General features: G+C 73.2%; 15 protein-coding genes. 5 read left to right on the top strand and 10 right to left on the bottom strand.

The window, feature by feature from the left end; translation table 11 throughout:
* Positions 1-36: 36 nt before the first annotated feature.
* Positions 37-2,922, bottom strand: a complete 2,886-nt coding sequence (locus tag ABFY07_RS00235; protein ID WP_346172434.1) for an AfsR/SARP family transcriptional regulator — start codon at positions 2,920-2,922, stop codon at positions 37-39.
* Between the two features lie 399 nt (positions 2,923-3,321).
* On the opposite strand from ABFY07_RS00235, the gene abc-f reads away from it, so the two are divergent.
* The 3 genes from abc-f to ABFY07_RS00220 all read left to right on the top strand — a co-directional run bounded on the left by abc-f (position 3,322) and on the right by ABFY07_RS00220 (position 8,460).
* Positions 3,322-4,959: a ribosomal protection-like ABC-F family protein gene (gene abc-f, locus ABFY07_RS00230; protein WP_346172433.1), complete on the top strand. Its 1,638-nt coding sequence runs from the start codon at positions 3,322-3,324 to the stop codon at positions 4,957-4,959.
* Between the two features lie 76 nt (positions 4,960-5,035).
* Positions 5,036-6,757, top strand: a complete 1,722-nt coding sequence (locus tag ABFY07_RS00225; RefSeq protein WP_346172432.1) for an ABC-F family ATP-binding cassette domain-containing protein — start codon at positions 5,036-5,038, stop codon at positions 6,755-6,757.
* Positions 6,718-8,460, top strand: a complete 1,743-nt coding sequence (locus tag ABFY07_RS00220) for a pyruvate dehydrogenase (RefSeq protein WP_076971767.1) — start codon at positions 6,718-6,720, stop codon at positions 8,458-8,460. Before ABFY07_RS00225 ends, ABFY07_RS00220 begins: the two co-directional genes overlap by 40 nt.
* Positions 8,461-8,543: 83 nt before the next feature.
* Here ABFY07_RS00220 and ABFY07_RS00215 read toward each other — a convergent pair whose 3' ends face one another.
* From ABFY07_RS00215 to ABFY07_RS00175, 9 genes are all read right to left on the bottom strand, one after another.
* Entirely contained in the window at positions 8,544-9,212 is a 669-nt protein-coding gene (locus ABFY07_RS00215; protein WP_346172431.1) for a VOC family protein, read from the bottom strand.
* A 14-nt stretch (positions 9,213-9,226) separates the two neighbouring features.
* Complete coding sequence (locus ABFY07_RS00210; RefSeq protein WP_346172430.1) at positions 9,227-10,582, bottom strand: MFS transporter; 1,356 nt, start codon at positions 10,580-10,582, stop codon at positions 9,227-9,229.
* 121 nt (positions 10,583-10,703) lie between these two features.
* Positions 10,704-11,678, bottom strand: a complete 975-nt coding sequence (locus ABFY07_RS00205; protein ID WP_346172429.1) for an amidohydrolase family protein — start codon at positions 11,676-11,678, stop codon at positions 10,704-10,706.
* Complete coding sequence (locus ABFY07_RS00200) at positions 11,675-12,142, bottom strand: cupin domain-containing protein (RefSeq protein WP_346172428.1); 468 nt, start codon at positions 12,140-12,142, stop codon at positions 11,675-11,677. The genes ABFY07_RS00205 and ABFY07_RS00200 overlap by 4 nt, the downstream gene beginning before the upstream one ends.
* Positions 12,143-12,207: 65 nt before the next feature.
* The gene (locus ABFY07_RS00195; protein ID WP_346172427.1) at positions 12,208-13,398 is read right to left on the bottom strand and encodes an FAD binding domain-containing protein; all 1,191 of its coding nucleotides are present in this window, start codon (positions 13,396-13,398) and stop codon (positions 12,208-12,210) included.
* Positions 13,395-14,798 carry an MFS transporter gene (locus ABFY07_RS00190; RefSeq protein ID WP_346172426.1) on the bottom strand — a complete coding sequence of 468 codons (1,404 nt, stop codon included), beginning with the start codon at positions 14,796-14,798 and terminating at the stop codon, positions 13,395-13,397. Before ABFY07_RS00190 ends, ABFY07_RS00195 begins: the two co-directional genes overlap by 4 nt.
* Positions 14,799-14,876: 78 nt before the next feature.
* Positions 14,877-16,361 (bottom strand): aldehyde dehydrogenase, encoded by a 1,485-nt coding sequence (locus ABFY07_RS00185; RefSeq protein ID WP_346172425.1) that lies wholly within the window; start codon positions 16,359-16,361, stop codon positions 14,877-14,879.
* A gap of 416 nt (positions 16,362-16,777) precedes the next feature.
* Positions 16,778-18,730 carry a helix-turn-helix domain-containing protein gene (locus ABFY07_RS00180; protein ID WP_346172424.1) on the bottom strand — a complete coding sequence of 651 codons (1,953 nt, stop codon included), beginning with the start codon at positions 18,728-18,730 and terminating at the stop codon, positions 16,778-16,780.
* Between the two features lie 270 nt (positions 18,731-19,000).
* Positions 19,001-21,796 carry an ATP-binding protein gene (locus tag ABFY07_RS00175; protein ID WP_346172423.1) on the bottom strand — a complete coding sequence of 932 codons (2,796 nt, stop codon included), beginning with the start codon at positions 21,794-21,796 and terminating at the stop codon, positions 19,001-19,003.
* Positions 21,797-22,006: 210 nt separating this feature from the next.
* Here ABFY07_RS00175 and ABFY07_RS00170 point away from each other — a divergent pair, with 210 nt between their 5' ends.
* Together ABFY07_RS00170 and ABFY07_RS00165 are read left to right on the top strand one after the other, a co-directional pair.
* Positions 22,007-22,921 carry an MBL fold metallo-hydrolase gene (locus ABFY07_RS00170; RefSeq protein WP_346172422.1) on the top strand — a complete coding sequence of 305 codons (915 nt, stop codon included), beginning with the start codon at positions 22,007-22,009 and terminating at the stop codon, positions 22,919-22,921.
* 74 nt (positions 22,922-22,995) lie between these two features.
* The gene (locus ABFY07_RS00165; protein ID WP_346172421.1) at positions 22,996-24,555 is read left to right on the top strand and encodes a carboxylesterase/lipase family protein; all 1,560 of its coding nucleotides are present in this window, start codon (positions 22,996-22,998) and stop codon (positions 24,553-24,555) included.
* The last annotated feature ends 144 nt before the right edge of the window (positions 24,556-24,699 follow it).

Here is a 24,699-nt window from a genome sequence, read left to right as displayed (position 1 = left end):
GGCGTCCGGGTAAGGGGCCCGGGTCCGGGGCGCTCTTCACAGGCCCGGCCGCGCCGCGCCGGCGGCCCGGGCCGGCAGCCGCAGCTTGCGCCCCATCGTCAGCGAACGCTCCCAGTGCTCCCGGGCGGCGAGCTGGTCACCGAAGTGGGAGTGGGTGAGCGCGATGGTCTCCAGGGTCTCGGCCGTGCCGCCGCGCTCCCCGAGGCGCAGCCGGATCCGCAGCGCCTCCTCCAGCGTCCGGAAGGCCTCCGCGGGGCGGTTCAGCGCCCGCAGGGCGTCCCCGATGCGGGTCAGGGCGGTGGCCATGCCGTCGAGGACATCGTGAGCCCGCCACAGTTCCAGGGCCTCCCGGTAGCGCTGCTCGGCCCCCGCCGGCTCACCGGCCTCCATCAGCGCGTCGCCCATGCTGCTCAGGACCGTGGCGACGCTCCGCGTGTCCCCCGCCCGCCGGTAGAGCTCCACGGCCCGCTCCCCGCAGGACAGCGTCTCGCCCAGCCGCCCCAGCCTGCGGTGGGCCTCCGCGAGCCCGGCGTACGACGAGGCCTGTCCCGTCACGTCGTCCGCCTTCTCGAAGCAGGTCAGGGCCAGGTGCAGATGGTCCAGGCACAGCTCCAGGCGGTGGGCCGAGCCATGGGCCGTACCGGTGCGGCTGTGCAGCCACCCCTGGCCGACCAGATCGTGGTGTTCCTCCGCGCAGCGCAGCGCGAGCCGCATGCAGCGCTCCCACTCCCTGGTCCACCAGAAGCGCTGCGCGTAGCCGAACAGCCCCGCGGCCATCCGCCAGGCCAGGTCGGGGCGCGCGTACCGGGCCGCCAGCCGGATCGCCTCGGAGAGCGCGGGCAGCTCCCGTACGCACCACCGCAGCGCCTGCTCGGCGCCGGCGAAGGCGGGCGGCGGCGGGGCCACAGCCTCGGTCCCGGCCCCGGTCCCGGCCTGCGGCGGCGGCAGCGGGTGGGATTGCGGGGTCAGGACGGCGTCCGCCTCGGCCACCGCGGCGGTGTACCAGACCAGCAGCCTCAGCCGGGCCGCCACCCGGGTCTCCCGCGACTCCTCCGCGGCGGCCCGTTCCAGCGCGTACTCACCGAGCAGGTCGTGGAAGGTGTACTGGCCGGGCGACGGGGTCTGCAGCAGGTGGGCGTCGACCAGCGCCTCCAGCAGGTCGTGCGCCTCCTCCACCGGCCGGCCCAGCAGCGCGGCGGCCGACTCGGCGGCCAGCGTGTGGCCCGACCACAGCCCGAGCATCCTGAAGCCGCGCGCCCGCTCGGCCTCCGCCGGCAGCGGACTGTCCCGCAGCGCGACGTAGCTCATGGCGAAGGCGTCCTGGACGGCGACCCCGCCCGCGGACAGCGCCCGCAGCCGCCCCCGGCTGGAGTCCAGGCGCCGGGCCAGCGCGGCCAGCGGCCAGCCGGGCCGGTTGGCCAGCTGGGCGCCGGCCAGGCGCAGCGCGAGCGGCAGCCCGCCGCAGGCGTCGAGAATCCTCGCCACGGCCTCCGGCTCGTCCCGCGCCCGCCGGGAGCCGCAGAGCGAGGTCAGCAGCAGCCGCTGTCCCTCCGCGTCCAGGGGCTCCAGACGCAGCCGTCCGGCGCCCGGCAGATCGGCCAGGGTGTGGCGACTGGTGATCAGGACCGCGCACCCGCCGCTGCCGGGCAGCAGCGGGGTCAGCTGCGCCGCGTCCCGGGCGTTGTCCAGCAGCACCAGCAGGCGCCGGCCGTCCAGGGCCGAACGGAACCGGGCCGCGCGGTCGTCGGGGTGCTCGGGGAGCGCCTTCTCCCGCATCCCCAGGTCCGTGAGGAACCGGGCGAGCAGGTCGTGGGGGCTGCGCGCGTCACCGGCGCCGAAGCCGCGCAGGTCCGCGTGGAGCTGGCCGTCGGGGAACTGGTCGCGCAGCCGGTGCGCCACGTGCACGGCCAGGGCGGTCTTCCCGACGCCGGCCATGCCGGAGACCACCACGACGCGGGGCACCGGCGTCTCCGGGTCCGGGCGGAGCATGGCGCTCAGCCGCTCGAGTTCGGCCTCCCGGCCGGCGAAGTCCACGGTGTCGGCGGGGAGCTGGGCCGGGCGGGGGCGGGGTCCGCGGGGAGTACGGGGCGGCGCGAGGGGTGTGCCGGTGGCGGTGTCGGATGGGGCGGTGGCGGATGGGGCGGTGGCGGGGTGGGGCACGGACAGCGAGACCTGTCGGGCCGTCAGGATCTCCTGGTGGGTCTGCTGTACGGCTGGTCCGGGCTCGATGCCGAGCTCGTCGATCAGCGTGCGCCGCAGCCTGCGGAAGACGGCGAGCGCCTCGGCCTGCCGGTCGGTGCGGTGCAGGACGAGCATCAGCTGACGATGGAACACCTCGCTCAGCGGATGCTCCTCGGCCAGCCGGGCCAGCTCGGGGGCCAGCCCGCCGTGGCGGCCCAGCCGCAGCTCCGCGTCGAAGCGCCACTCCAGCGCCTGCAGCCGGGCCTCCTGGAGCTGCTGGATCTGCGGCCGCACCTCCGGGTGGCTGAGGGCCGGGTCCGGCAGGTTGGCCAGCGGCGCACCGCGCCACAGCTCCAGGGCCTGTGCGGTCTCCTTGCCGACCGCCGCCCAGTCCTGCCGCAGCCGGCCGGCGCGGGCGCGGTCCAGCCGCTCCGTGAACAGCTCGCTGTCCAGCTCCCCCGCCCCGACGGTCAGCAGATAGCCGCCCGGTACCGCGCGCAGCCGCGGCTCGCCGTCCTCGGCGAGGACGCGCCGCAGCCGGGCCACATGGTTGTGCAGCGAGGCGCTCGCGGTGGCGGGCGGGGACTCGCCCCACAGCACGGCCTCCAGGGTGTCGAGCGGCACCGCGCGATTGGGGCGCAGCAGAAGCGCGCCCAGCAGCGCCCGGCCTTTCGGGCTGCCGATGGGACGGACGGCCGCGCCGTCGTGGACGGTCAGCGGACCGAGTAAGCCGAATCTCATCTGCGCACCTCCTGACACCTCCGGACAACTGGGCTGGTCGGCCCATCAGTCGCGGGTGGAGGCTCAGTCGGCGGGTATGATAACCGCCCGTTCGGGCAAGGGCCGGTAATAGTTCGACCATGGTTCGGGAGCCGGGCACGCTCGTACGCGGCTCGGCACCGATGAGGGCGAGGGGCCGGCCGCCGACCCTGTGCCTGCTAGGCTGGGGTGGACGTGATCGTGTACCGAGGAGCGGTTGACATGGTGGGTGACGACGACATCTCCGGGTGATACCCGGGTGTGAGCGGCCACCGGCCGGTGCGGAGAGCACTGCCGAGGTGGCCCCGCCGTCGTTCCCTTTTTCCGTCTGCCCGGGGTAGAGGTCTCTTTCCTCCCCCTCTCTCATCGCACGAGGTCGCCATGTCCGATGCTGCCGTTGTCTGCTCGAACATCTCTTTCGCCTGGCCCGATGACACACCGGTGTTCCAGGACCTGTCGCTGACCGTGGGCGCCGGCCGTACGGGGCTGGTCGCTCCGAACGGCACCGGCAAGAGCACCCTGCTCAAGCTGATCGCCGGCGAGCTGCGGCCCGTCGCCGGGTCCGTCTCGGTGCTCGGCACCCTCGGCTATCTGCCCCAGGACCTCCCCCTCACCGGGGAACTCACGGTGGCCGAGGTGCTGGGTGTCGCCGAGGTGATCCGGGCCATCGACGCGGTCGAGTCCGGCGACGTCGACGAGAAGCACTTCACCACCATCGGCGACGACTGGGACATCGAGGAACGCACCCGCGCCCAGCTCGACCGCCTGGGCCTGACCGACCTCGCCCTGGACCGGAGGCTCGCCACGCTCAGCGGCGGCCAGGTCGTCTCCCTCGGACTCGCGGCCCAGTTGCTGAAGCGGCCCGACGTGCTGCTGCTCGACGAGCCCACCAACAACCTCGACCTCGACGCGCGCCACAGGCTCTACGACGTGCTGGAGGACTTCAACGGCTGCCTGCTGCTCGTCAGCCACGACCGGGCCCTGCTCGACCGCATGGAGCGCATCGCCGAACTCGACGGTGGCGGCGAAGTGCGTTTCTACGGCGGCAACTTCACCGAGTACGAGGAGGCGGTACGGGCCGAGCAGGAGGTCGCTGAGAAGAACCTGCGCAACGCGGAGCAGGAGCTGAAGCGGGAGAAGCGGGAGATGCAGCAGGCCCGCGAACGCGCCGAGCGCCGCGCCGGCAACGCCGCCCGCAACCTCAAGAGCGCCGGGCTGCCGCGTATCTTCGCCGGCAACATGAAGCGCGGGGCCCAGGAGTCCGCGGGGCGGGCGGGGCAGATGCACGCGTCCCGGGTCAGCGAGGCCAAGGCCCGGCTGGACGAGGCGGGGCGTGCGGTGCGCGACGAACAGCGCATCACCCTGGACCTTCCGGACACCGATGTGCCGGCCGGGCGGACCCTCTTCCTCGGGGAGGCCATGCAGGTGCGCCACGGCGAGCGGACCGTGTTCGCCGGCGAGGGCGTCGACCTGACGATCCGGGGGCCCGAGCGCATCGCGCTCACCGGGACCAACGGGGCGGGCAAGAGCACTCTGCTGCGGCTGATCAAGGGCGACCTGACGACGGAGAGCGGCGAGATCAAGCGCGCCGACGGGCGGATCGCCTACCTCTCGCAGCGGCTGGACGTGCTGGACCGCGACCGTACGGTGGCGGAGAACTTCGCCGCGTTCGCCCCGCGGCGGCCGCAGGCCGAGCGGATGAACCTGCTCGCCCGCTTCCTCTTCCGCGGCGCGCGGGCGCATCTGCCGGTCGGGGTCCTCTCCGGCGGCGAGCTGCTCCGGGCCACCCTGGCCTGTGTGCTGTGCGCCGAACCGGCCCCCCACCTGCTGCTCCTGGACGAGCCGACGAACAACCTGGACCTGGTGAGCGCGGGGCAGCTGGAGAGCGCCCTGGGCTCCTACCGGGGGGCTTTCGTGGTGGTCAGCCATGACGAGCGGTTCCTCGCGGAGATCGGCGTCAACCGGTGGCTCCGGCTGGCCGACGGCCGGCTCACGGGGGCGGCGGCGCCTCAGCCGTAACGGGGCGTTGGTCGACCGGGCCCGCGCCGAGGTGAGTCACCCCGCGGGCCGAGCACCGATCACCCGGGACGGATCCATGCCGCAATCACCCCTGCTCGCCCATGACCTCGTCCGCACCCTCGGCGGGAGGCGGGTGCTCGACGGCGTCTCCCTCGTCGCCTCCCCCGGCCACCGCGTCGGGCTGATCGGCGAGAACGGCGCCGGCAAGTCGACGCTCCTGCGCCTGCTCGCCGGGGCGGACGAGCCCGACGCCGGACGGGTCACCCGCCCGGCCGACCTCGGCTTCCTCCAGCAGGAGATGCCGTTCGACACCGAGGCCACCATCGCCGACGTCCTGGACGACGCCCTGCGCGAGTCGCGCGAGGACCTCGTCGAGCTGGAACGCCTGGCCGAAGAGCTCGCCCGCACCCCGCAGGACTCCCCCGGCCACGCGCCGCTGCTGGAGGCATACGGCGAGCGGCTGGAGCGGGCCGAGGAACGCGAGGCGTGGGACGCCGACCGGCGGGCCGCGCTCGTCCTCGACGGGCTCGGTCTCGGCGCGGTCGCCCACGACCGCACCCTCGGCTCCCTCTCCGGCGGGCAGCGCGGCCGGCTCGCGCTGGCCGCCCTGCTGGTCCGGCGGCCCTCGGCGCTGCTGCTGGACGAGCCCACCAACCACCTCGACGACGGCGCCGCCGCCTTCCTGGAGGAGCAGGTCCGCGGCCTGCCCGGCGTCGTGGTGCTGGCCGGCCACGACCGGGCGTTCCTCGACGCCGTCTGCACCGACCTGATCGACCTCGACCCGGCCGTGGACGGCCCGGTCCGCTACGGCGGCGACTACAGCGCCTACCTGGCGGAGAAGGACGCCGAGCGGCAACGCTGGGAGCGCCGCTACGCCGAGGAGCAGCAGGAACTCGAGGCGCTGCGGCACACGGCCAAGGTCACCGCCCATGTCCTCGCCCCGGGCCGGGAGCGCCGCGACAACGAGAAGATGGGGTACGGTCACCGCGCCGGCCGGGTGCAGAACCAGATCTCACGCCGGGTGCGCAACGCCACCCGCAGGCTGGAGGAGTTGGAGCGCACCCGGGTCGGCGCGCCCCCGCGCCCCCTGCGCTTCCAACACACCGCTCTCGCGAAGGAGTCGGCGGAGGGCACCCTGGTGTCGCTGCGCGACGCACGGATCCCGGGCCGCCTGGCCGTCGGGCGCCTCGACGTGTCGGCGACGGAGCGGCTGCTCGTCACCGGTGGCAACGGGGCGGGCAAGTCGACGCTGCTGGCCGTCCTCGCCGGACGGATCGCCCCCCAGGGCGAGGTCCGGCGGCGGCGCGGGCTGACGGTGGGGCTGCTGGCCCAGGACACCGTGTTCGACCGGCCGGAGCGTACGGTCCGTGACACCTACGAACTCTCGCTCGGCCCCGAACGGGCGGAGGCCGTCCCGCTGCCCTCGCTGGGCCTGATGCACGAGGCGGACCTGGACAAGCCGGTCGCTCACCTCTCGGTCGGCCAGCGCCGCCGCCTCGCCCTGGCCCTGCTGGTCGCGCGCCCACCCGCGCTCCTGCTGCTCGACGAGCCCACCAACCACCTCTCGCCCCGGCTGTGCGACGAGTTGGAGGAGGCCCTGGGGACGGGTCCGGGCGCGATCGTCGTGGCCAGTCACGACCGGTGGCTGAGGAGGCGCTGGCGGGGCCGGGAGATCCGGCTGGACTCCGTGCACGGCCGGAACCGATCCGGTGCACGGACGGGCAAGCACGGCTCTCCCCTCTCACTAACGTCATCACCATGGCCAAGCGAACCATCGCGGAACAGTACGTCGACCTGATCGCCCGTGCCGGGGTGCGCCGTATGTACGGCGTGGTCGGGGACAGTCTCAACCCCGTCGTCGACGCGGTCAGACGGCACGACGCCGTGGAGTGGGTGCAGGTCCGCCATGAGGAGGTCGCGGCGTTCGCCGCCGGGGCGGAGGCGCAGCTCACCGGGCGGCTGGCGGCGTGCGCGGGGTCGTGCGGGCCGGGGAATCTGCATCTGATCAACGGGCTGTACGACGCCCACCGGTCGATGGCGCCGGTGCTCGCGCTGGCCGCTCATATACCCAGCGGTGAGATCGGCACCGGCTACTTCCAGGAGACCCACCCGGACCGGCTGTTCGCCGAGTGCAGCCACTACTCGGAGCTGATCTCCTCGCCCCGCCAGATGCCGCGTGTGGTGCAGACGGCGATCCAGCACGCCGTCGGGCGGCGCGGCGTGTCCGTGGTGGCACTGTCCGGTGACACCGCCGCCGAGGACTCCCCGGACTCGGCACCCGAGCTCGCCATGCCCCTGGACCTCCCGGCCATCCGCCCGAGCGACACGGAGATCGCCCGCCTCAGGGAGCTGGTGGACTCCGCGGAACGCGTCATGGTGTTCTGCGGCCGGGGTGTCGCCGGTGCCCATGCGGAGGTGATGGCCTTCGCGGAGAAGGTCAAGGCACCGGTCGGGCACGCGCTGCGCGGCAAGGAGCACATCCAGTACGACAACCCCTACGACGTGGGCATGTCGGGTCTGCTCGGCTACGGAGCCGCGTACGAGGCGATGCACGAGTGCGATCTGCTGCTGCTCCTGGGCACCGACTTCCCGTACACGGACTTCCTGCCGCGCCATGTGCGGACCGTACAGGTGGATGTGCAGCCGGAGCGGCTGGGGCGGCGCACGCAGCTCGACCTGGCCGTGTGGGGGGACGTTCGCGAGACGCTGCGGTGTCTGACCCCCGCGGTGCGGGAGAAGTCCTCGCGCCGTTTCCTCGACCGCATGCTGGAGCGGCACGCCCACGCGCTCAAGGGTGCCGTGAACGCCTATACGCACAATGTCGACAAGCACACGCCGATCCACCCCGAGTACGTGGCGTCGGTGCTGGACGAGGAGGCGGCCGACGACGCGGTCTTCACCGTGGACACCGGGATGTGCTGTGTGTGGGCGGCGCGTTATCTCACGCCGAACGGCCGCCGTCGGATCCTCGGGTCGTTCGTGCACGGCTCGATGGCCAACGCGCTGCCGCAGGCCATCGGCGCGCAGTTCCTCGACCGGGGCCGGCAGGTCGTCTCCCTCTCCGGCGACGGAGGGTTCTCCATGCTCATGGGGGACTTCCTGACCCTGGTCCAGTACGGCCTCCCGGTGAAGGTGGTCGTCTTCAACAACTCGTCGCTGGGCATGGTCGACCTGGAGATGATGGTCGACGGCCTGCCTCCGTACGGCACCACGTATCCGCAGTCCGATTACGCGGCCATCGCCACGGCGGCCGGCGCGCGCGGCATCCGGGTGGAGAAGCCCGGCGAGGTGCGCGATGCGCTGCGCGAGGCCTTCGCGCATGAGGGTCCCGCGCTGGTCGACGTCGTCACCGATCCCGCCGCGCTGGCCGTCCCGCCGAAGATCACCGCCGACCAGATCAGCGGGTTCGCGCTGTCGGCGAGCCGGACGGTGCTGGCCGGAGGCGTCGGCCGGATGGCCCACCTGGCCTGGGCGAACCTCCGGAACATTCCGCGGCCCTGAGGTGTCGGGCGGATCAGCGGATCCGTGTCGCCCGATCGCCCTGAGGGTGCGGCCCCGTGTCAGCAGGCCGCACCCTCGACGCGCTACTCCGGCTGGGTGACAGCCGTGCGGCGGATCACCACCTCGCCCTGGTCCGTGGCAACCGCGACGGCGTACAGGCCGGGGCGGTCGCCGTTGTACCTGAGGGGCAGGTCGCCGGCGCCGTCGCCGAGCCAGGCGCGCATGTCCTTCGCGGTGCCGCCGACCTCCATCCAGGTGATCCCCTGGGGGGAGTTCTTCTCCCCGGAGCGCGGCTGGGCCGCCGGGTGCTGGGCGAGGTCCTCGATGAGGAAGACGTTGGGGAGCCCCTGTCGCCAGCAGGGAATCGTCTCGGGGACGCGTATCGCGTTGCGCTGCACACCGTCCGTCCGCCTGCGCAGCGGCTTGTCGATGATGTCGGTGCCGAAGTGTTCCGCCATCCGGGCGAGTTCGTCGTGGGAGTCGACGCGCAGGCACCAACCGATGAAGACGTCGCCGCCTTCTATCTGGTCGTAGAACCACCGGGCGCTCGGGTTGGTGTGCGGGGAGTAGGCGTCGATGACGCTTTCCACCTCGATGTACTGGTCCGGCCCGAGCGGCACGATGCGGTTGGCGATGCCGAGGTGGGGGAACCAGCCGCCTTCGTACTGCCCGAACCCGGTGGTCTCGCAGAGTCGTTCGGTGCCCTCGTAGATGTTGCGGCAGCCGAGGGAGATGTGGTCGATGCTGAGCAAGGTTCCGTCCCGGGTCAGTGGGTGAGGGTTTCTTCGATGGCTCCGCCGGGGGTGGCGGGCGTGTGGGGGTGCGGCGGGCTCGTCCGTATCCGGTTGCCGGCCACGGTGACGACCGCGCAGGCGACGAGCGACACCGCGATGAAGTACAGGCCGCTGTCGAAGTTCCCGGTGCTGTCGCGCAGCCATCCCACGACGTAGGGCGCCATGAAACTGCCGATGTTGCCGAGCATCGTGGTCATGGCGATACCGACCGACATGGCGACCGGTCCCCTCAGGTGCGCCACCGGGATCTGCCAGACGATGAAGAGCGCGGCGTAGATCCCGGATGTGAGCAGGACCGTGCCGAGCAGGGTCACCCACAGATTCGAGGCGTTGACGGCGAGCACGGTGCCGGCGGCGGCCAGCAGCGCGCCGCAGGCCACGTGCTTGACGCGCTCGTCGCGCCGGTCGGAGCTGGAGACCCAGGCGAGAGCGACGAAGGTGGCGGGGACGTAGACGAGGCCGGACAGGAGACCTGTCTGCACGAGGCTCAGCTTCATGTGGGTGTGCTCGGCGAAGCCGGCGACGATGAGGGGCAGGAACGAGGTGATGGCGGCGAAGCCGACCCACAGGAGAGCGACGGCCAGCGAGAGGGTGACCAGGCGGAGGTCGCGGAGACGGTCGAGGATGTCGCGTAGGCCCACTCTCGGCTTGTCCCCGGTCGCCGGGTCCGCGGTCCGCAGCAGAGCCGCCTTCTCCTCGTCCGACAGCCAGGTGGCGCTCGCGGGGGAATCGGTCAGGAGCCGCAGCAGCACCAGCCCGATGACGATCGTCGGCGCCCCCTCGAGAAGGAACATCCACCGCCATCCGGCCACTCCGGCCAGGCCGTCGGCGTACTGCATGATGGAGGCCGACAGCGGTGTGCCGAGAATCGCGTAGAACGGCAGGCACACCACGGCGGTGATCCGTCCCCGCATTCTCGGCGGGAACCAGATCGTCAGGTACATGAACATGCCGGGCAGGAGCCCCGCCTCGACGGCACCCAGGGCGATCCGGACCGCGACGAGGCTCTTCTCGCCCTGGACCAGGCTCGTGAGCATGGCCACCACGCCCCAGGAGATGGTCAGAAGGCCGAGCCACCGTCGCGGGCCGAGCTTGTTGAGTGCCAGGTTGCTGGGGATCTGGAGGGCGATGTACCCCGCGGAGAAGATCCCGGTGGCGAAGCCGAAAGCCGCGGCGCTGATGCCGAGGTCCGAGTTCATGGTCAGCGCGGCCGTCCCGAGGTTGACTCGGTCCAGATAGCCCGCGGTGTAGAGCAGGAGAACGAGGGGAGCGAGCCGTCTGGCGGCCTTTCTCAGGGCCTGGCGCTCGACCAGTGAGGTGTCTTTCACGGGGGTCCTTCTCAGTACGGTCGAGATATGAGCGGGTGAGATATGAGCGGGTGAGATATGAGCGGGTGAGATATGAGCGGGTGAGGTGGGCGCGGCCGGGGTCGGCACCGGCGGGGTGGGGTCACAGGCCGAGGAAGGCGCGCGCGTTGGCGGTGAGCGCTTCGGCGGCCGGCCCGTGCTCGGTGGCGAAGCGGACCGGGTCGCTCTGGGCCATGTCGAAGGGGTAGTCGCTGCCGCAGACGACCCCGTCCTTGGACGCGTGCGCGGTCAGCGATCGGAGCAGCTGCGGATCGTGGGTCACGGTGTCGAAGAACAGCTCGCCGAAGACCTGGTCCGGCGGGCGGGTCGAGCGGCGGCGCACATCGGCCCGGCTGTGCCAGCCGTGGGTCCACCGGCCGAGCAGCCCCGGGGCGCATCCTCCGCCGTGCACGAAGCAGATCCTCAGCCGGGGCAGCTGCTCCTTGACGCCCCCCAGGAGCAGTGCCGCGACGGCGGTGGCGGTCTCGACGGGGTTGCCGATGAGGTTGGCGAGGTAGTGTTCCGACCACTCCGGCCGGGGCAGTTGCATGGGGTGGACGAGCACGGTCAGGCCGAGGTCCTCGGCGTCGGCCAGGATGCTCCGCAGGGGGCCCTGGTCCAGGGACCGGCCGGTGAGCAGGGGCGGTATCGCGATCCCGGCCATGCCCTCGGTCCGGGCGAGCCGCTCCATCTCGGCGCGGGCCGCGGCGGGCTCGTCGAGGCTGACCATGCCAAGACCCACGAGCCTGCCGCCGGCGTCGCCGACCACCGCGGCGAGGGCCTCGTTGAACGCCGCCACGTACCCGCCCACCCCGTCGCCGCCTCCGACCGGAAACGCGAACGGTGGCGCGGACAGGACCCGCACGCCGACACCCGTGGTACGCATGTCGGTGAGGATCGCGTCGATGTCGCTCATGGCGCGAGTGGGGATGGACAGCGGGATGTCGCCGAGGTGGAGGGCGCCCTCACGGTCCCGCATCGGCCCGTACGGTGCGCCCGGGGGGAGGTGGAACAGCTCGGTGGGCAGCCAGTGGGCGTGGACGTCGATCACGCCGTCGGCGAGGGGTGTGCTGATCACGCCTGGCGCTCCGGTCGGTCGTCGGTGTCGCCGTGGATGTCCAGGGGCGGGTTGGCGCTGTCGAGGTGTTCGACGGTGGTGAACGCCAGGTGGGTGTCGCCGACGTTCTCGATGTCGTGCAGGAGGTATTCCCCCGGGCCGAAGGTGAAGTGCCGGGTCTCGCCCGCGGAGTAGGAGACCTCCCGGACGGTGCCGTCATGGGTGTGCTGGCGGCTGCGTCCCGCGTTCACCGCGGTCCAGAAGTAGTCGAGGACATGGCGGTGGGCGTGCCAGCGCTCGCCGGGGGCGAGCCTGATCTCCCAGACCCGTACCCGCGATGTCTCGCTCAGCAGCCGGGAGCCGACCCGGCCGTCGTGGGAGTGGGTCTCGAACTCCTCCCGCAGCGCCGGTGACCAGCCCTCGAATCCGGTGGCCACGAGTTCCCCCGCGAGGGGCAGGTCCGTGAGAAAGCCGTTGTCGGTCATCGTTCCTCCGTTGTCGTCGGTCGTTGGTATGGGGTCCTGGGGTGCGCCCGGCGCGTGGGGCGGTGTCATCGCCCGGGGCCGTAGAGGCCGAACCGCAGGCTGGGGTCGCCGGGTGTCCAGGTGTTGGAGAACTGGGAGCGGCTGCCCATGTCGACGACCCGCTCGAGCAGTCGGGCGCTGATGTCGAGCTGGGCCGGCTCCCACTTGCGCAGGGCCGCGCCGATGTCTCCCGCCGCCTCCTCGAGGGCGGCGCTCAGCGCCCAGGCGTCGGCCGCCGCCTTGGCGGTGCCGGCCGCCGCGTGGGGCCGGGCCGCGCAGGCCGCGTCCCCGATCAGGGCCACGCGTCCGTCGGCCATCCGGGAGGCCCGTACGTCCGAGACGACCTGGACGTACGGGGTCTCCGTCTTCTCCACCACCTCGGCCGCCGCGGGGGACAGCATCCGCCGCGCGGACTGCCGCATCTCGTCGACGTACCGGTCCTGGACCTGCGACGGATGGATGGACACGGTGCCGGGGATGCCTCGTTTGTCGATGAGCATCTCGGAAAGCTCGGGGCCCTCGGGCACGTTCCGGTACCAGACGTAGTTGATGAGCCGGTCCCGCGGACCGGTGCCACCCTCGCCGGGGATCGGGTAGAGCGTGATGTGCGAGTGCGGCACGACGGTGTAGGTGATGGCGTTCCGCAGCAGCTCGCGGGTGTCGTCGGTGAGGTCCTTCTCCGGGACGGTTCCGCGCCATCCGATGTAGCCGGAGTACGTCAGGGCCGCGGCGGGGTCGATGCGCTGCCGCGCCGTCGAGGTGATCCCGTCGGCGAAGACCACCAGGTCCGCGGTCACCTCGCGGCCGCTGACGAAACGGACGGTGGCGCGCTGTTCGTCCTGGTCGAACCCGCAGGCGTACTCGCCCAGGCGGTAGTGGTCGGTCCCGAAGTCGGCGAGCAGGGCGCGGTAGAACGTGCCCCACGAGGTGTAGCTCCATGTCGTGCGCTCACGGTGGACGACGTCGTTGTCGGTGCCGAGGTACTGCACCCATTCGGTGGAGGTGCTCAGGTCCTGGGGGTGCTGCTCGCTGCGCTCGGTGAACCAGCGCAGGGTGTCGGGCTGCAGCACGATGCCGCTGCCGCGGCCGTCCAGGGCGGTGGGGGTGCGCTCGAAGACGTCGACCGAGAGGCCGAGGTCACGCAGGAGGAGGGCGGTGGTGAGCCCGCCGATCGATCCGCCGACGACCACCGCGGTGGCGCCGTCGTAGGCGTTCATGAATGTATCTCCTTGGTGGTGTGCGATGCGGCCGGCGCGGTCGCCTGGTCCGGGCCGGCGGGGAGGGGGTCGCACGGGAGGTCCGCTCCCCGGGTCTCGGGGGCGAAGACCAGTCCGATGGCCGCTGTCAGGCCGACCGCCGCGACGCAGGTGGTGGCCAGCCCGAGGTCGCCGTCGAACCAGGAGACGGCGATGACCCCGGCCACCAGCGGGCCCGACGCGGTGATCAGGCGGCCTACGCTGTTGGACAGCGCCAGGCCGGTGGCCCGCACGCTGGCCGGGAACAGCTCGGGGCCGTAGACGAAGGTGCCGGACAACGCCCCGAACAGGCCGAATCCGACGACCGGCAGGGCGAGCAGGAACTCGGCATGGCCGTGCTGGAAGGGGAAGAGGTAGACGACTCCCGCGGTGGAGACGGCGAAGCTGACGGCGAACGCCTTGCGCCGCCCGACCGCGTCGGCAAGAAACCCCCACGAGGCGTAGCCGAGGACACCGCCCGCGTTGAACAGCATGGAGGCGACCGCCACATGGCTGTCGGCGGTGTGCGACGGCAGTCCGTCGACGGCGGCGGCGTGGCGGATGATCTGGGGATACCAGGTCGACACGCTCCAGAAGGCGATCAGCGAGCCGGTGGCCAGGGTCGTCGCGACGAGTGTCCGGCTCAGGAAGGGCGGGGCGAGCAGCCGGCGCAGCACGAACCGGTCCTCCGGGGCGGTGTGGCCCTGGGCCTTCCGGGCCTGGCGAGCCGCGATGACGGTCCTGATCTCCGGGGGTTCGGGAACGTACCGGCGGATGAACCAGACCAGGAAGGCGGGGGCGACGGCGAGGCCCAGCATCAGGCGCCAGCCGTGGCCGCCGAGGAACTCGTACGCGAGCGCGGCGACGAAGAAGCCGCCGGCGTAGCCGGACATCATCACACCGCAGGCGCGCGCCCGGTACCGGTTGCGCCACACCTCGGCCACCAGTGCGGCGCCCACCGGGGCCTCGACACCGGAGCCGAGGCCGGCGACGAACCGCAGCGCGCCCAGCTGCCACCAGGTGTCGGTGAACGCCGCCAGCGCGGTGAACACCGCGTAGGTGATCACACCTGCGGACAGCACCCTGACCCGCCCGAAGTAGTCGGCGAGTACGCCGAACAGGATACCGCCGACCGCCCAGCCGGCGAGGAAGAGGGCCACCGTCAGGCCCCCGTACAACCCGACGCCGCTCGCGTCCGCCCGGATGCCGCTGTGGGGGAGCAACTCGCTCATGGCGGGGCCGAGGACCAGGGCGTAGAGGCTTCCGGAGAAGCCGTCCAGGGCCCAGCCCATGGTGGTTCCCAGCAGAACGAGCCATTGGGTGCGGGTGATGTCCCTCGGCCGTCGCACCTCACGGTGGTGGCCGGTCACTGTGTTCGACATGTGCGGGTCCTTCGTTGGACATGACGGGACAGGGGTGTCGTCGTAACCAGTGGGGGGTGAATCGGGTGGGCAGGCTGATCAGTTGAGGCGGCCGGGGGCGGGGCTCCCGTACCAGTCGACGTCGTCGGCGGCGGTGCGCACCACGACGGTCTTGACCCAGGTGAAGTCGTCGAAGGACTCCTGTCCGGCGTCCCGGCCGGCGCCGGATTCCCTGACCCCGCCCCAGGGGAGGGACGGCTCCAGCCGGTGGTGGTCGTTCACCCACACCATTCCGGCGACGACGCGGTCCGCGACGCGGTGGCCGCGGGCGATGTCCCGGGTCCACACGCCGGCTCCGAGTCCGAACCGGTTGTCGTTGGCCATCGCGATCGCGTCGTCCTCGTCGTCGAAGGGCACCACGACCGCGACGGGGCCGAAGATCTCCTCCTTGGCGACGGTCATCGACATGGTGGCGTCGGCCAGGACGGTGGGCTGCACGTAGAAACCGTCACCGAGTTCGGCCGGCAGGTCGGGGACGCCTCCGCCGGCGGCGACGCGGGCGCCCTCCTGGACGCCGGTGTCGATCAGCCGCAGGACCTTCTCCCGCTGGACCGCGCTGATCAGGGGGCCCAGTTGGGTGTCCGGCCGGGCCGGGTCCCCGATCCGGATGGCCGCGGCGCGGGCGCTGAGCGCCTCGACGAAGGCGTCGTGGACGCCCCGCTGGACGAGGAACCGCGAGCCGGCGACACAGGACTGGCCGGCGGCGACGAAGGCGGCGAACGCCGCGCCTTCGGCGGCCACGCGCGGGTCGATGTCGTCGAAGACGACGATCGGGGTCTTGCCGCCCAGCTCGGCGGTGACGCGGGCGAACCGGGCCGCGGTGGCGACCGCGGCCGCGCGCCCCGCCTCGGTGCCGCCGGTCAGTGTGATCTTGGCGATGTCCGGGTGCCCGGTCAGCCGCTCCCCCACGTCCCGCCCACCGGTCACCACGTGCACCACGCCCTCGGGCAGTCCGGCTTCCCGCAGGACGTCGACCAGCGCGAGCGTGGTCAGCGGAGTCATCTCGGAGGGCTTGACGACCACGGTGTTCCCGGTGGCCAGGGCGGCGGACAGGCTGCGGGCCAGGATCAGCAGCGGGTGGTTGAACGGGGTGATGATGCCGCACACTCCGAGCGGTGAACGCCGCTGGTAGGTGAGGTACGGGCCGTCGCCGGGCAGGACGGCGTCCCGCTGGGCGGCGAGCAGTCCCGCGTTGTAGCGGAACCACTCCGGGACGCGCGAGAGCTGTGCCTTGGTCTCGGTGATGGGCCGGCCGTTGTTCCGCGTCTCCAGCTGGAACAGCGTCTCGCTGCTCGCCTCGATCGCGTCGGCGCACCGCAGCAGGTGGCGGGCGCGCTCGCTGCGCGGCAGGCGCGGCCACGGGCCGGACTCGAAGGCCTCCTTGGCGGCCCTCACCGCCTCGTCCACGTGGTCCGGGGTGCTGTCCGGGACGGAGCGGATCACGGTTCCGGTGGCGGGGTTCAGGATGTCCCGGTGGCGGTGCGCGGTGGCCTCGCTCGATGTCGGAACGGGAATCTGGGTCACCAGGATGTTCGCCTCCTTCAGGTTTCCCGCTTCGGACGAAGCGGAGGTGGGGGCCGTGCGGTGCGGGGACGGCCGGGCGTCCGCGGACATCCGCGGGGATCCACGGACACCTGGGGGCATCCGGCGGATCGGCGCGGCGGCACGGGTGCGGGGGGCCGGAACCGGAATCGGGGTTCCGGTGTCCTGGCCGCGGTTGAGTATTGGGCTCGCGGGAGGCCCGTTTCGATGTATGGGCACACAGAGTCGGAGAAGTTCTCTGTGGGCGGGAACAGTCGCCGACGGGCCGCCCCCCTGCGGCGCGTCGCACGATCCGCGCGCGTCGCCTCGTCCGCGCGGACGTGGCGTCGCCGGCGCACGCCGAACCGCCGGCGCGCGCGTCGCGTCGCCGGCGGGCTTCGGTCAGACGGGTCGGCCGGTCACCCCTGCCGTGCGCCGAGCGGCCGCTGGGCGGGCGGCTCCGGGGAACGGTCCGCGTCCAGGCCGTCGACCTCGATCGCCGCGAGCGCGGCGGTGAGGCGCAGGAGCGCGTCGGGTTGGGTGAGGCTCACCCCGAGCAGCTCCTCGACGCGCTTCAGCCGCAGGCCGACGGTGTTGGGGTGCACGAACAGCACCTCGGCCGTTCGAGCCGTGCTGAGGCCATGGGCGAAGTAGGTGCGCAGGGTGTGCAGGAGTCGGGTGTTGCGGCGCCGGTCGTAGTCGAGGACCGGGGCCAGGACGCGGTCGGCGAACCGCAGCAGCTCGGAGGGGTCTTCGAGTTGCAGCAGCAGCCCCTGGACACCCAGGTCGCCGAGTTCCACCGTACGGTCGCGGCGGCCGCGCAGCTGGGTGAGGGTCAGCACGCCCCGTGTCGTACGGAACGCGGCCGGGTAGTCCGCCAGGTCGGCGCACGGCCGTGACACCGCGACCGTCACCGTGATCGGCAGGGCGCGCACCACACACCGGCGGATGGCGTCGGCGGCGGCCACCGCCTCGGGCGCGGCTCCTGCCGGCGCGGGTGGCGGTTCCCCCGCGGAGCCGTTCCCCCCGCCGTGGTCCACGGGCCACAGCACGACCACGTCGTCGCCGTGGCGGGCCGCCAGGGGGCGAGGGGTCTGCCGGATCGCCAGGGTGTGGACGGCGGACAACACCCGGCGCGGGGCGTCGATCCCCCGGTCCGAGGCGGGCGTCACCGGGTCGGTGTCCGCCCGGACGACGAGCACGGAGTGGGCCCGGTGCAGGTCGTGGCCGAGGCGCGCGGCCCGTGCCACGACCGTGGCCATGGCGGCGGGCTGCTGGGCGAGCAGATCGGTCAGCAGCTCCCCCCGGAGCCGCCATTCCACGTCGACGGCGGTGCGTTCGCGCAGCGTTTCCAGGGCGGCCACCACCGCCGCGTGCTCGATGGCCCGTCGGCCGAGGGGGCCGAGACCGGCCAGGTCTCCGGGGGTCCATATCCGGGCGACGACTTCCTTGGCGAGCACCACCGCGCATGTGGCCCACGGCGTCCCGGAGCCGTCCTCCCGGGTCTCGACGACCCCGGTGGCCGCCGTTTCCCAGAGCGATCGGCGCAGCGCCGAGAAGCCGTCCGCCCCGTCGAACCGGTCGTCCGCGATCGCGCCGCCGGCGTCCGCCGCGGCCAGGGTGCTCCCGTACGCGTCCTCGAAGAGCACGGGGCGCTCGAGCAGCGCCGCGAGCGCCTGGGCGACTCCGTGGACACCCTCGCCGCGCAGGGCGACCTCGGTGAGCTGCCGGTGGATGTCCTCACTGCGCCGCAGGAGGGCGTGCTGCTCGCGCAGTGAGTCGTTGAGCTCTCTCAGCTCGCCGATCGTCTGCTGTTCCCGGTCCCTCAGGCGGGCCGTCTCGATGGCGATGGCGGCCTGGTTCGCCAGCGTGGTCAGGAGTTCCTGCTCGTCGTCGGAGAACTCGTGCACGTCGGCGCGGTAACAGGTCAGCGTGCCGAGGCAGGAGCCCGAGGCCATGAGAGGGACGGCGATGATCGACCGATAGCCCTGTCGTTCGGCGACCCCGCCCCACGCGTAGTGGGTCTCGGCGGTGACATCGCTGAGTGCCACGGCCCGGCCCGTACGGAACGCCCGGCTGGACGGCGCCTCGCCGGACTCCCCGGCCCCGATGCGCACCGGGTGCTTGATGTTCACGCCCTTGATGTAGCCGGCCGACAACCCGCAGGCCCCCTCGATGGCGAGGACCTGGTGGGTCGGGTCGGGCAGCAGTACGGAGCAGAAGTCGTAGCTCATCAGCCGGCAGGCCGTCCCGGCCACGAGGTTCAGCAGTGAGTGGACGCTTCCCGCGCTGTTCACCGCCTCGGCGAGGTCCGCGATGGCACCGAGCCAGGTCCTGAGATCGGTGTGGCCTTCGGTGGCGGCGTTCCTCATGAGGTGACTGTGCCAGTCCACAGTGTCTTCCTCAATGCCTGGGGTCGGTGACAGGCTGAGGCGGGCTCGACATGGCGCTCTCTCCCGATGACTGGTGGTGCAGGAGCGGGCTGCGTGCCCCTCGGACTCCTGGGACACCTCAGGGTCGGCGACCGGTCCGGGTTTCACCATGTGGGGATCCCCAGCGTGCGCCCGGGAAGCTGTGGCTCTCCACATTGAGGGCCGGCCTGGGGGCCGTATCGGGACGGGTGGCGCCGGCCGGATACGGCCTCATCCCCGGTGGGCGCCCGCCGGGCGGGTGGCCTCGAGGAGGTCGCGCAGCTGGGAGCGGGCGGTGATGCCCAGTTTGGGGAAGGTGCGGTAGAGGTGCGAGCCGACGGTGCGCGGGGAGAGGAAGAGCTTCTCGCCGATCTCGCGGTTGGTCAGTCCGCGGGCGGCGAGCCTGACGATCTGCTGCTGTTGCGGGGAGAGGGCGGCGAGCGCGTCGGGGGTGGTGTCGGTCACGTCGAGGCCGGCGGCGCGGGCCTCGGCCCGGGCGCGGTCGATCCACGGGCGGGCGCCCAGGCGCCGGAAGGTGTCCAGGGCCTCGGTGAGCGGCGCTCGCGCCTCCGCGATGCGCCGCCGGCGCCGCAGCCACTCGGCGAGGTCCAGCAGGGTCTGGGCGCGTTCGAAGGGCCAGTGTGCCGGTACCGGGTCGGCCAGGGCCGCCCGGAAGTGGCGCTCGGCGGCGTCGGGGTGGTCGGGCTGTGCCAGCAGGCCACGGGCCCGGCTGATCAGCGCGCGCAGTCGGGGCGAGGCTCCCGCCGCGAGGGCGCGTGCGGAACGCTCGACGATCGCGGTGGCCTCGTCACGCCGGCCGCCGCGCACCGCGGCGGCGGCCAGATCCGCGAGGGCCGGGTAGGAGGCGTGGTAGTGCACGGGTGCGCCGTCGGCCGTGAAGACCGTGCGGAGCTGGTCGTACGCCGCCTCGTACGCGCCGTCCGCGAGGGCCGCGGCGCCGAGGGCCCGGCGGGCGTAGACGGCTACCGAGCGGCTCTCCAGCGGGTCGATCAGGGCGAGCGCCTCCTCGGCCCGGGCACGGGCCGCCTCCGCATCCCCCTGGTAGGCGAGCACGGTGGCGTCCACCGCGCTCGCACAGGCCACGGCGTGGTCGAGGCCGGCCGTCGAACCGAGTGCGCTGCCGCGGGCGCATGCCTCCCGGGCCCGCCCCCACTTGCCCTGCTCGACGTAGCTCCAGGCCGCCGCGCCGCCCAGGCCCTCGGGCAGGGGGCCGCGCGACCCCCAGCGGTCGAAGGCCTCGTCGAAGGCGCGGACGGCCCACGGGGTCTCGTCCAGCAGCCAGGCCATGACCGCGAAGGCGGTGAGCCGGTCGGGGCGGCGGCGCGCCTCGGCCGCGAGGCGAGGGAGCAGGGAAACAAGTGCGTCCCGGTGGCCGAACGGGTCGGACACGGCCCGCACCCAGGTGCGCGGCCAGGCGTGTGACGGGTCGTCAGGAAGACGCCGCAGGAGGTCCTGGAGGCGGTCGCGTTGGGCGTCCTCTCCGGAGTAGAAGCGGACCACCGCGGCGCCGGCCAGCAGGTCCAGCGCGGTGGCGGGCCGCGTGGGGGCCAGTTCCTCGGCCGTGTCGGCGAGTCGGGAGAAGACCACCGTGTGGCGCACGGTCAGTGCCGCGAGCCGACCGACGTGTGCGGCGGCGTCGGCCAGGAGCGCCGCGTCGCCGGTACGCGCGCGTACGGCGGCGGCCAGTTCCTCCACCCACGGGAGGTCACCGGTGAGCACGGCCTCCGCGGCGGCTTCGACCAGCAGCCGGGCGCTGTCCTCGCGCCCGGGGGCGAGTTCGGCGGCGCGTTGCAGGGCCATGGCCGCCGCCGCGTGACCGCCGCGGCGGCGGGCCCGGTCGGCGGTCCGCTCCAGCTCCGCCGACACGGCCGCGTCCGGGGGCGTGGCCGCGGCGGCGAGGTGCCAGGCCCGCCGGTCCGGCTCCTCGTGCAGCAGCTCGGCGAGCGCCAGATGGGCCTCGCGGCGGGCGGCGGCGGAAGCGGCGTGATACACGGCGGACCGGACCAGCGGGTGGCTGAACCGCAGGCCCCGGCCGGTCCGCCGGACCAGTCCGGCCCGCTCGGCGGGGAGCCATGCGTCGTCCTCGGTGTCCGGCAGGGCGGCCGGGACGGCGACCGCGGAGTCGGCGGTGTCCATGGCGGCCAGGAGCAGCAGCGCGCGCGTGGTGGAGGCCGGGAGGCCGTCCAGGCGGGCCGCGAAGATCCGTTCCAGGTGCTCCGTGAGCGGGAGCGGACCGGCGGGCGGTGGGTGGGCGGGCCCGTCCTGGGCGGCGGCCGCCCTCGCCAGTTCGGTCAGCGCGAGCGGGTTGCCGTCGGCCTGGGCGAGGATCCGGCTCCTGATCCGGCCGGCCGGCCGCCACGGTCGCAGATCCAGCAGCCGGCCGGCGGCGGCCGCCTCGAGCGGCCCCAGGACGAGCGTCGGCACGCGCCGGTCGAACCCGGGGAGGTGATCGCCGGTACGGGCCGCCACCAGCATCGTGACCGGTTCCCCTGTCAGCCGTCGGGCGGCGAACGACAGGGCATCCAGGGAGGCACGGTCGAACCACTGCGCGTCGTCCAGCACCACGAGCACGGGCCCCCGGCCCGCCAGGCCCGAGAGCAGGCTCAGGACGGCGACACCGATCAGCATGGGGTCGCAACCCGCCGTGGCCGGCCCCGCTCCGAACGCGTCGTACAGCGCCGCGCGCTGCCGGTCCGGCAACCCGTCCACCTCGGCCGGCACAGGCCGCAGCAACTGGTGCAGGGCGGAGAACGCGAGGCCCGACTCCGACTCGCTGCCCTCGGCGCGCAGGACGCGGGCGCCGCTCGCCCCGGCCCGGGACACCGCGCGGTCCAGCAGCGTGCTCTTCCCCATGCCCGCGTCGCCGAGGAGCACCAGAACCGGGTCGGACGCCGAGTCCACGGCACGGAAGAGGCGCGCCAGTTCCGTATCGCGGCCGACGATCGGATGTTCCCTTTCCGGCTCCGCTCCCCCGCCCGCACGGGGGCCGCCTGCGTGCTCGTCCACGGGGTCTCCAGGGATGGTGGCTCCTCGAGGGCGCCGGTCGCGTCGATCGGGGCCGCTTGCCTTGTCGCACCCAGGCTACAAGCGGGCCGGCCCGGCGCCCGGGGCGTCGGGCGTCCGGCATCCGGCAGGTGCAGTCACCTGACGGATACCGCGCGTGCCGGGGCCGCTCTTACGGTTCCGGGAAAGCCTCCGAATTGCCAGGGAATCCTCATGGAACAGATCGAACTCGGCCAGGTCACCATTACCCGGGTGCGGGAATACTACGGTCCCGTGGAAATGACGCCCGACACCTTCTTCCCGGAAAGCCCGAAGACAGTCTGGGACGACGGCTCCACCTGGTTGACCCCGCATTTCCTGGATTCCGAGACCAATATCGTCAATTCCGCGATCCAGACCTGGCTGCTGCGCAGCGAGGGCATGACCATCCTGGTCGACACCGGTGTGGGCAACCACAAGGAGCGCCCTTACGCGCCGGTCTGGAGCCACCTGGAGACGGACTTCCTGGCCAATCTGGCGCGGGCCGGCGTCGAACCCGAGGACGTGGACGTCGTGATCAACACGCATCTCCACGTCGATCACGTCGGCTGGAACACCTACCTGGACGGGCGGCGCTGGGTCCCCACCTTCCCGAACGCCACCTATCTGATGCCGAAGGACGACTTCGACTTCTGGAACCCGGAGAACGGCCACAAGCCGCTGCTGGGCCGCGGCAACCAGAATGTCTTCGAGGACAGCGTGGCCCCGGTGCACGAGGCCGGCCGGACGCTGCTGTGGGAGCACAGCCACCGGATCAATGCCGACCTGCGCCTGGACGCGGCTCCGGGCCACACCCCCGGCTCCTCCGTGCTGACCCTGGCCTCCGGGTCGGACCGCGCGGTGTTCGTCGGGGACCTGCTGCACAGCCCGGTGCAGTTCCTGGAGCCGGATGCCAACAGCTGCTTCTGCGAGGACCCCGCGGGCGCCCGCGCCACCCGCCGCAAGGTGCTGGGCTGGGCGGCCGACAACAACGCGCTGGTGATCCCCGCGCACCTCGGTGGCCACGGCGCCGCCGAGGTGGTGCGGGAGGGCGGCAAGTTCGCGATCAAGGGCTGGGCCCCGTTCACCCCGTACGCCGAACAGGGCTGAGACCCCGTACGCCGAACAGGGCTGAGCCCCCCCGTACGCCGAGCAGGGCCGAGAGCCCGCGGAAAGGCATCACTGTGAACCACCACCCCGACCCCGTCGTGTCCACCGCGCAGGGGGCCGTGCGCGGCCTGCGCCAGGACGACGGCACGGCCGCCTTCCTGAACATCCCCTACGCCGCCCCGCCCCGGGGCGCCGGCCGGTTCGCCCCGCCGCGGCCGCACGCGCCCTGGGACGGCATACGGGACGCCACCTCGCCGGGGCCCAACGCGCCCCAGGCCGAGCGCCGGCTCGGCAGCGTGGACATGTCCCCGTACTTCGGCGCCGGCTGGAGCCGCGGGGAGGACTACCTCACCGTCAACGTCTGGACACCCGAAGCCGGGGGCGGTGGCCTGCCCGTCATGGTGTTCGTCCATGGCGGCGGGTTCGTCGCCGGATCGACGCGGTCCGCGATGTACGACGGATCCGCCTTCGCCCGCGACGGTGTCGTCCTCGTCACCCTCAACTACCGGCTCGGCATCGCCGGGTTCCTCGACCTGCCCGGCGCGCCCGCCAACCGCGGCCTGCTCGACGTGGTCGCCGCCCTGCGCTGGGTCCGGGAGAACATCGCCGCCTTCGGCGGTGACCCCCGCCATGTCACCCTCTTCGGCCAGTCCGCCGGGGCGACCATCGTCGGCGGCGTCCTCGCCACCCCCGACGCCACCGGCCTCTTCCGCCGGGCGATCGTCCAAAGCGGCAGCGGTCTGGGGGCGTTCACGGCCGAGCAGGCCGCCCGCGTCACCACGGCGGCGGCCGGACACCTGGGCATCGAGCCCCATGTCGACGCCTTCGCGGACATCTCCGACGAGCGCCTGGTCGGGACGGCCTCCCGGCTCGCGGGCATCGACCTGCGAACCGACACCCACCACGACCCGCTGATCGGGCTCAGCCCCTTCAGCCTGGTCCTGGACACCCAGCCCGCCGAGTCCGTCGGCGCCGGCCTCGGCGCGGACGTCGACCTGCTCATCGGGACCAACGCCGAAGAGGGAAACCTGTATCTGGTCCCCGTGGGCACGTACGCCACCTCGACCGCCGGGGACGTCGCCGACACGGCGACGCGCTCGCACCCGGACCCGGCGCGGCTCGTCGAGACGTACCGGAAGGCCCGCCCCGAGGCGTCCTTCGGCGAGCTGCGTTCCGCCGTCTTGGGCGACGCGCTGTTCGGCGCGGGCAGCTGGGCCCTGGCCGGCGCGCACGCCGCCCACCCCCAGTCCGCCACCTTCGGCTATGAGTTCGCCTGGCGGTCGCGGGCCCTGGACGGGCAGCTCGGCGCCACCCACGCGGTCGAGCTCCCCTTCGTCTTCGACCTCGCGCACCTGCCCCGGCTGCGGGGGGCCAACGCCCTGCTCGGCCCCGGCCGGCCCCCGGCCGAGCTCGCCGCCCGCATGCACGAGGCCTGGGTCCGGTTCGCCAGGAGCGGCGACCCCGGCTGGGACCCCTACGACACCGAGCGCCGCGCCACGATGCGCATCGACGCCGAGTGGACCCAGGTCGACGACCCGCGCGGCCAGGAACGACAGGCCTGGATCCGGCCTGTCGCACACACCTCCGCGCACCCCTCCGGGGCCGCGGCGGCGGCACGCTGGGGCGACGGGTAGGGCCCGCGCTCACACGCTCGGCGCCAGGGCCAGGCCCTGCTGACGAGCCGGGTGACGTCGTCGGCGAGGATCTCGGGCAGGCCCTGCTCGACGCCGCGCAGGGCCTGCGCGGCGACGTCGGCGGGGTCGGCCGGCCGGGGCGGG

The organism is Streptomyces sparsogenes subsp. cuspidosporus (genome assembly GCF_039532705.1).
In the GTDB taxonomy this organism is placed as follows: Bacteria; Actinomycetota; Actinomycetes; order Streptomycetales; family Streptomycetaceae; genus Streptomyces; species Streptomyces sparsogenes.
This window is presented reverse-complemented; position numbering and strand designations above follow the sequence as displayed.

Bases quoted from the DNA above. Each gene is read 5' to 3' on its own strand.
- ABFY07_RS00235 (WP_346172434.1), bottom strand. From the start codon at position 2,922: ATGAGATTCGGCTTACTCGGTCCGCTGACCGTCCACGACGGCGCGGCC.
- abc-f (WP_346172433.1), top strand. From the start codon at position 3,322: ATGTCCGATGCTGCCGTTGTCTGCTCGAACATCTCTTTCGCCTGGCCC.
- ABFY07_RS00225 (WP_346172432.1), top strand. From the start codon at position 5,036: ATGCCGCAATCACCCCTGCTCGCCCATGACCTCGTCCGCACCCTCGGC.
- ABFY07_RS00220 (WP_076971767.1), top strand. From the start codon at position 6,718: ATGGCCAAGCGAACCATCGCGGAACAGTACGTCGACCTGATCGCCCGT.
- ABFY07_RS00200 (WP_346172428.1), bottom strand. From the start codon at position 12,142: ATGACCGACAACGGCTTTCTCACGGACCTGCCCCTCGCGGGGGAACTC.
- ABFY07_RS00195 (WP_346172427.1), bottom strand. From the start codon at position 13,398: ATGAACGCCTACGACGGCGCCACCGCGGTGGTCGTCGGCGGATCGATC.
- ABFY07_RS00190 (WP_346172426.1), bottom strand. From the start codon at position 14,798: ATGTCGAACACAGTGACCGGCCACCACCGTGAGGTGCGACGGCCGAGG.
- ABFY07_RS00180 (WP_346172424.1), bottom strand. From the start codon at position 18,730: ATGAGGAACGCCGCCACCGAAGGCCACACCGATCTCAGGACCTGGCTC.
- ABFY07_RS00170 (WP_346172422.1), top strand. From the start codon at position 22,007: ATGGAACAGATCGAACTCGGCCAGGTCACCATTACCCGGGTGCGGGAA.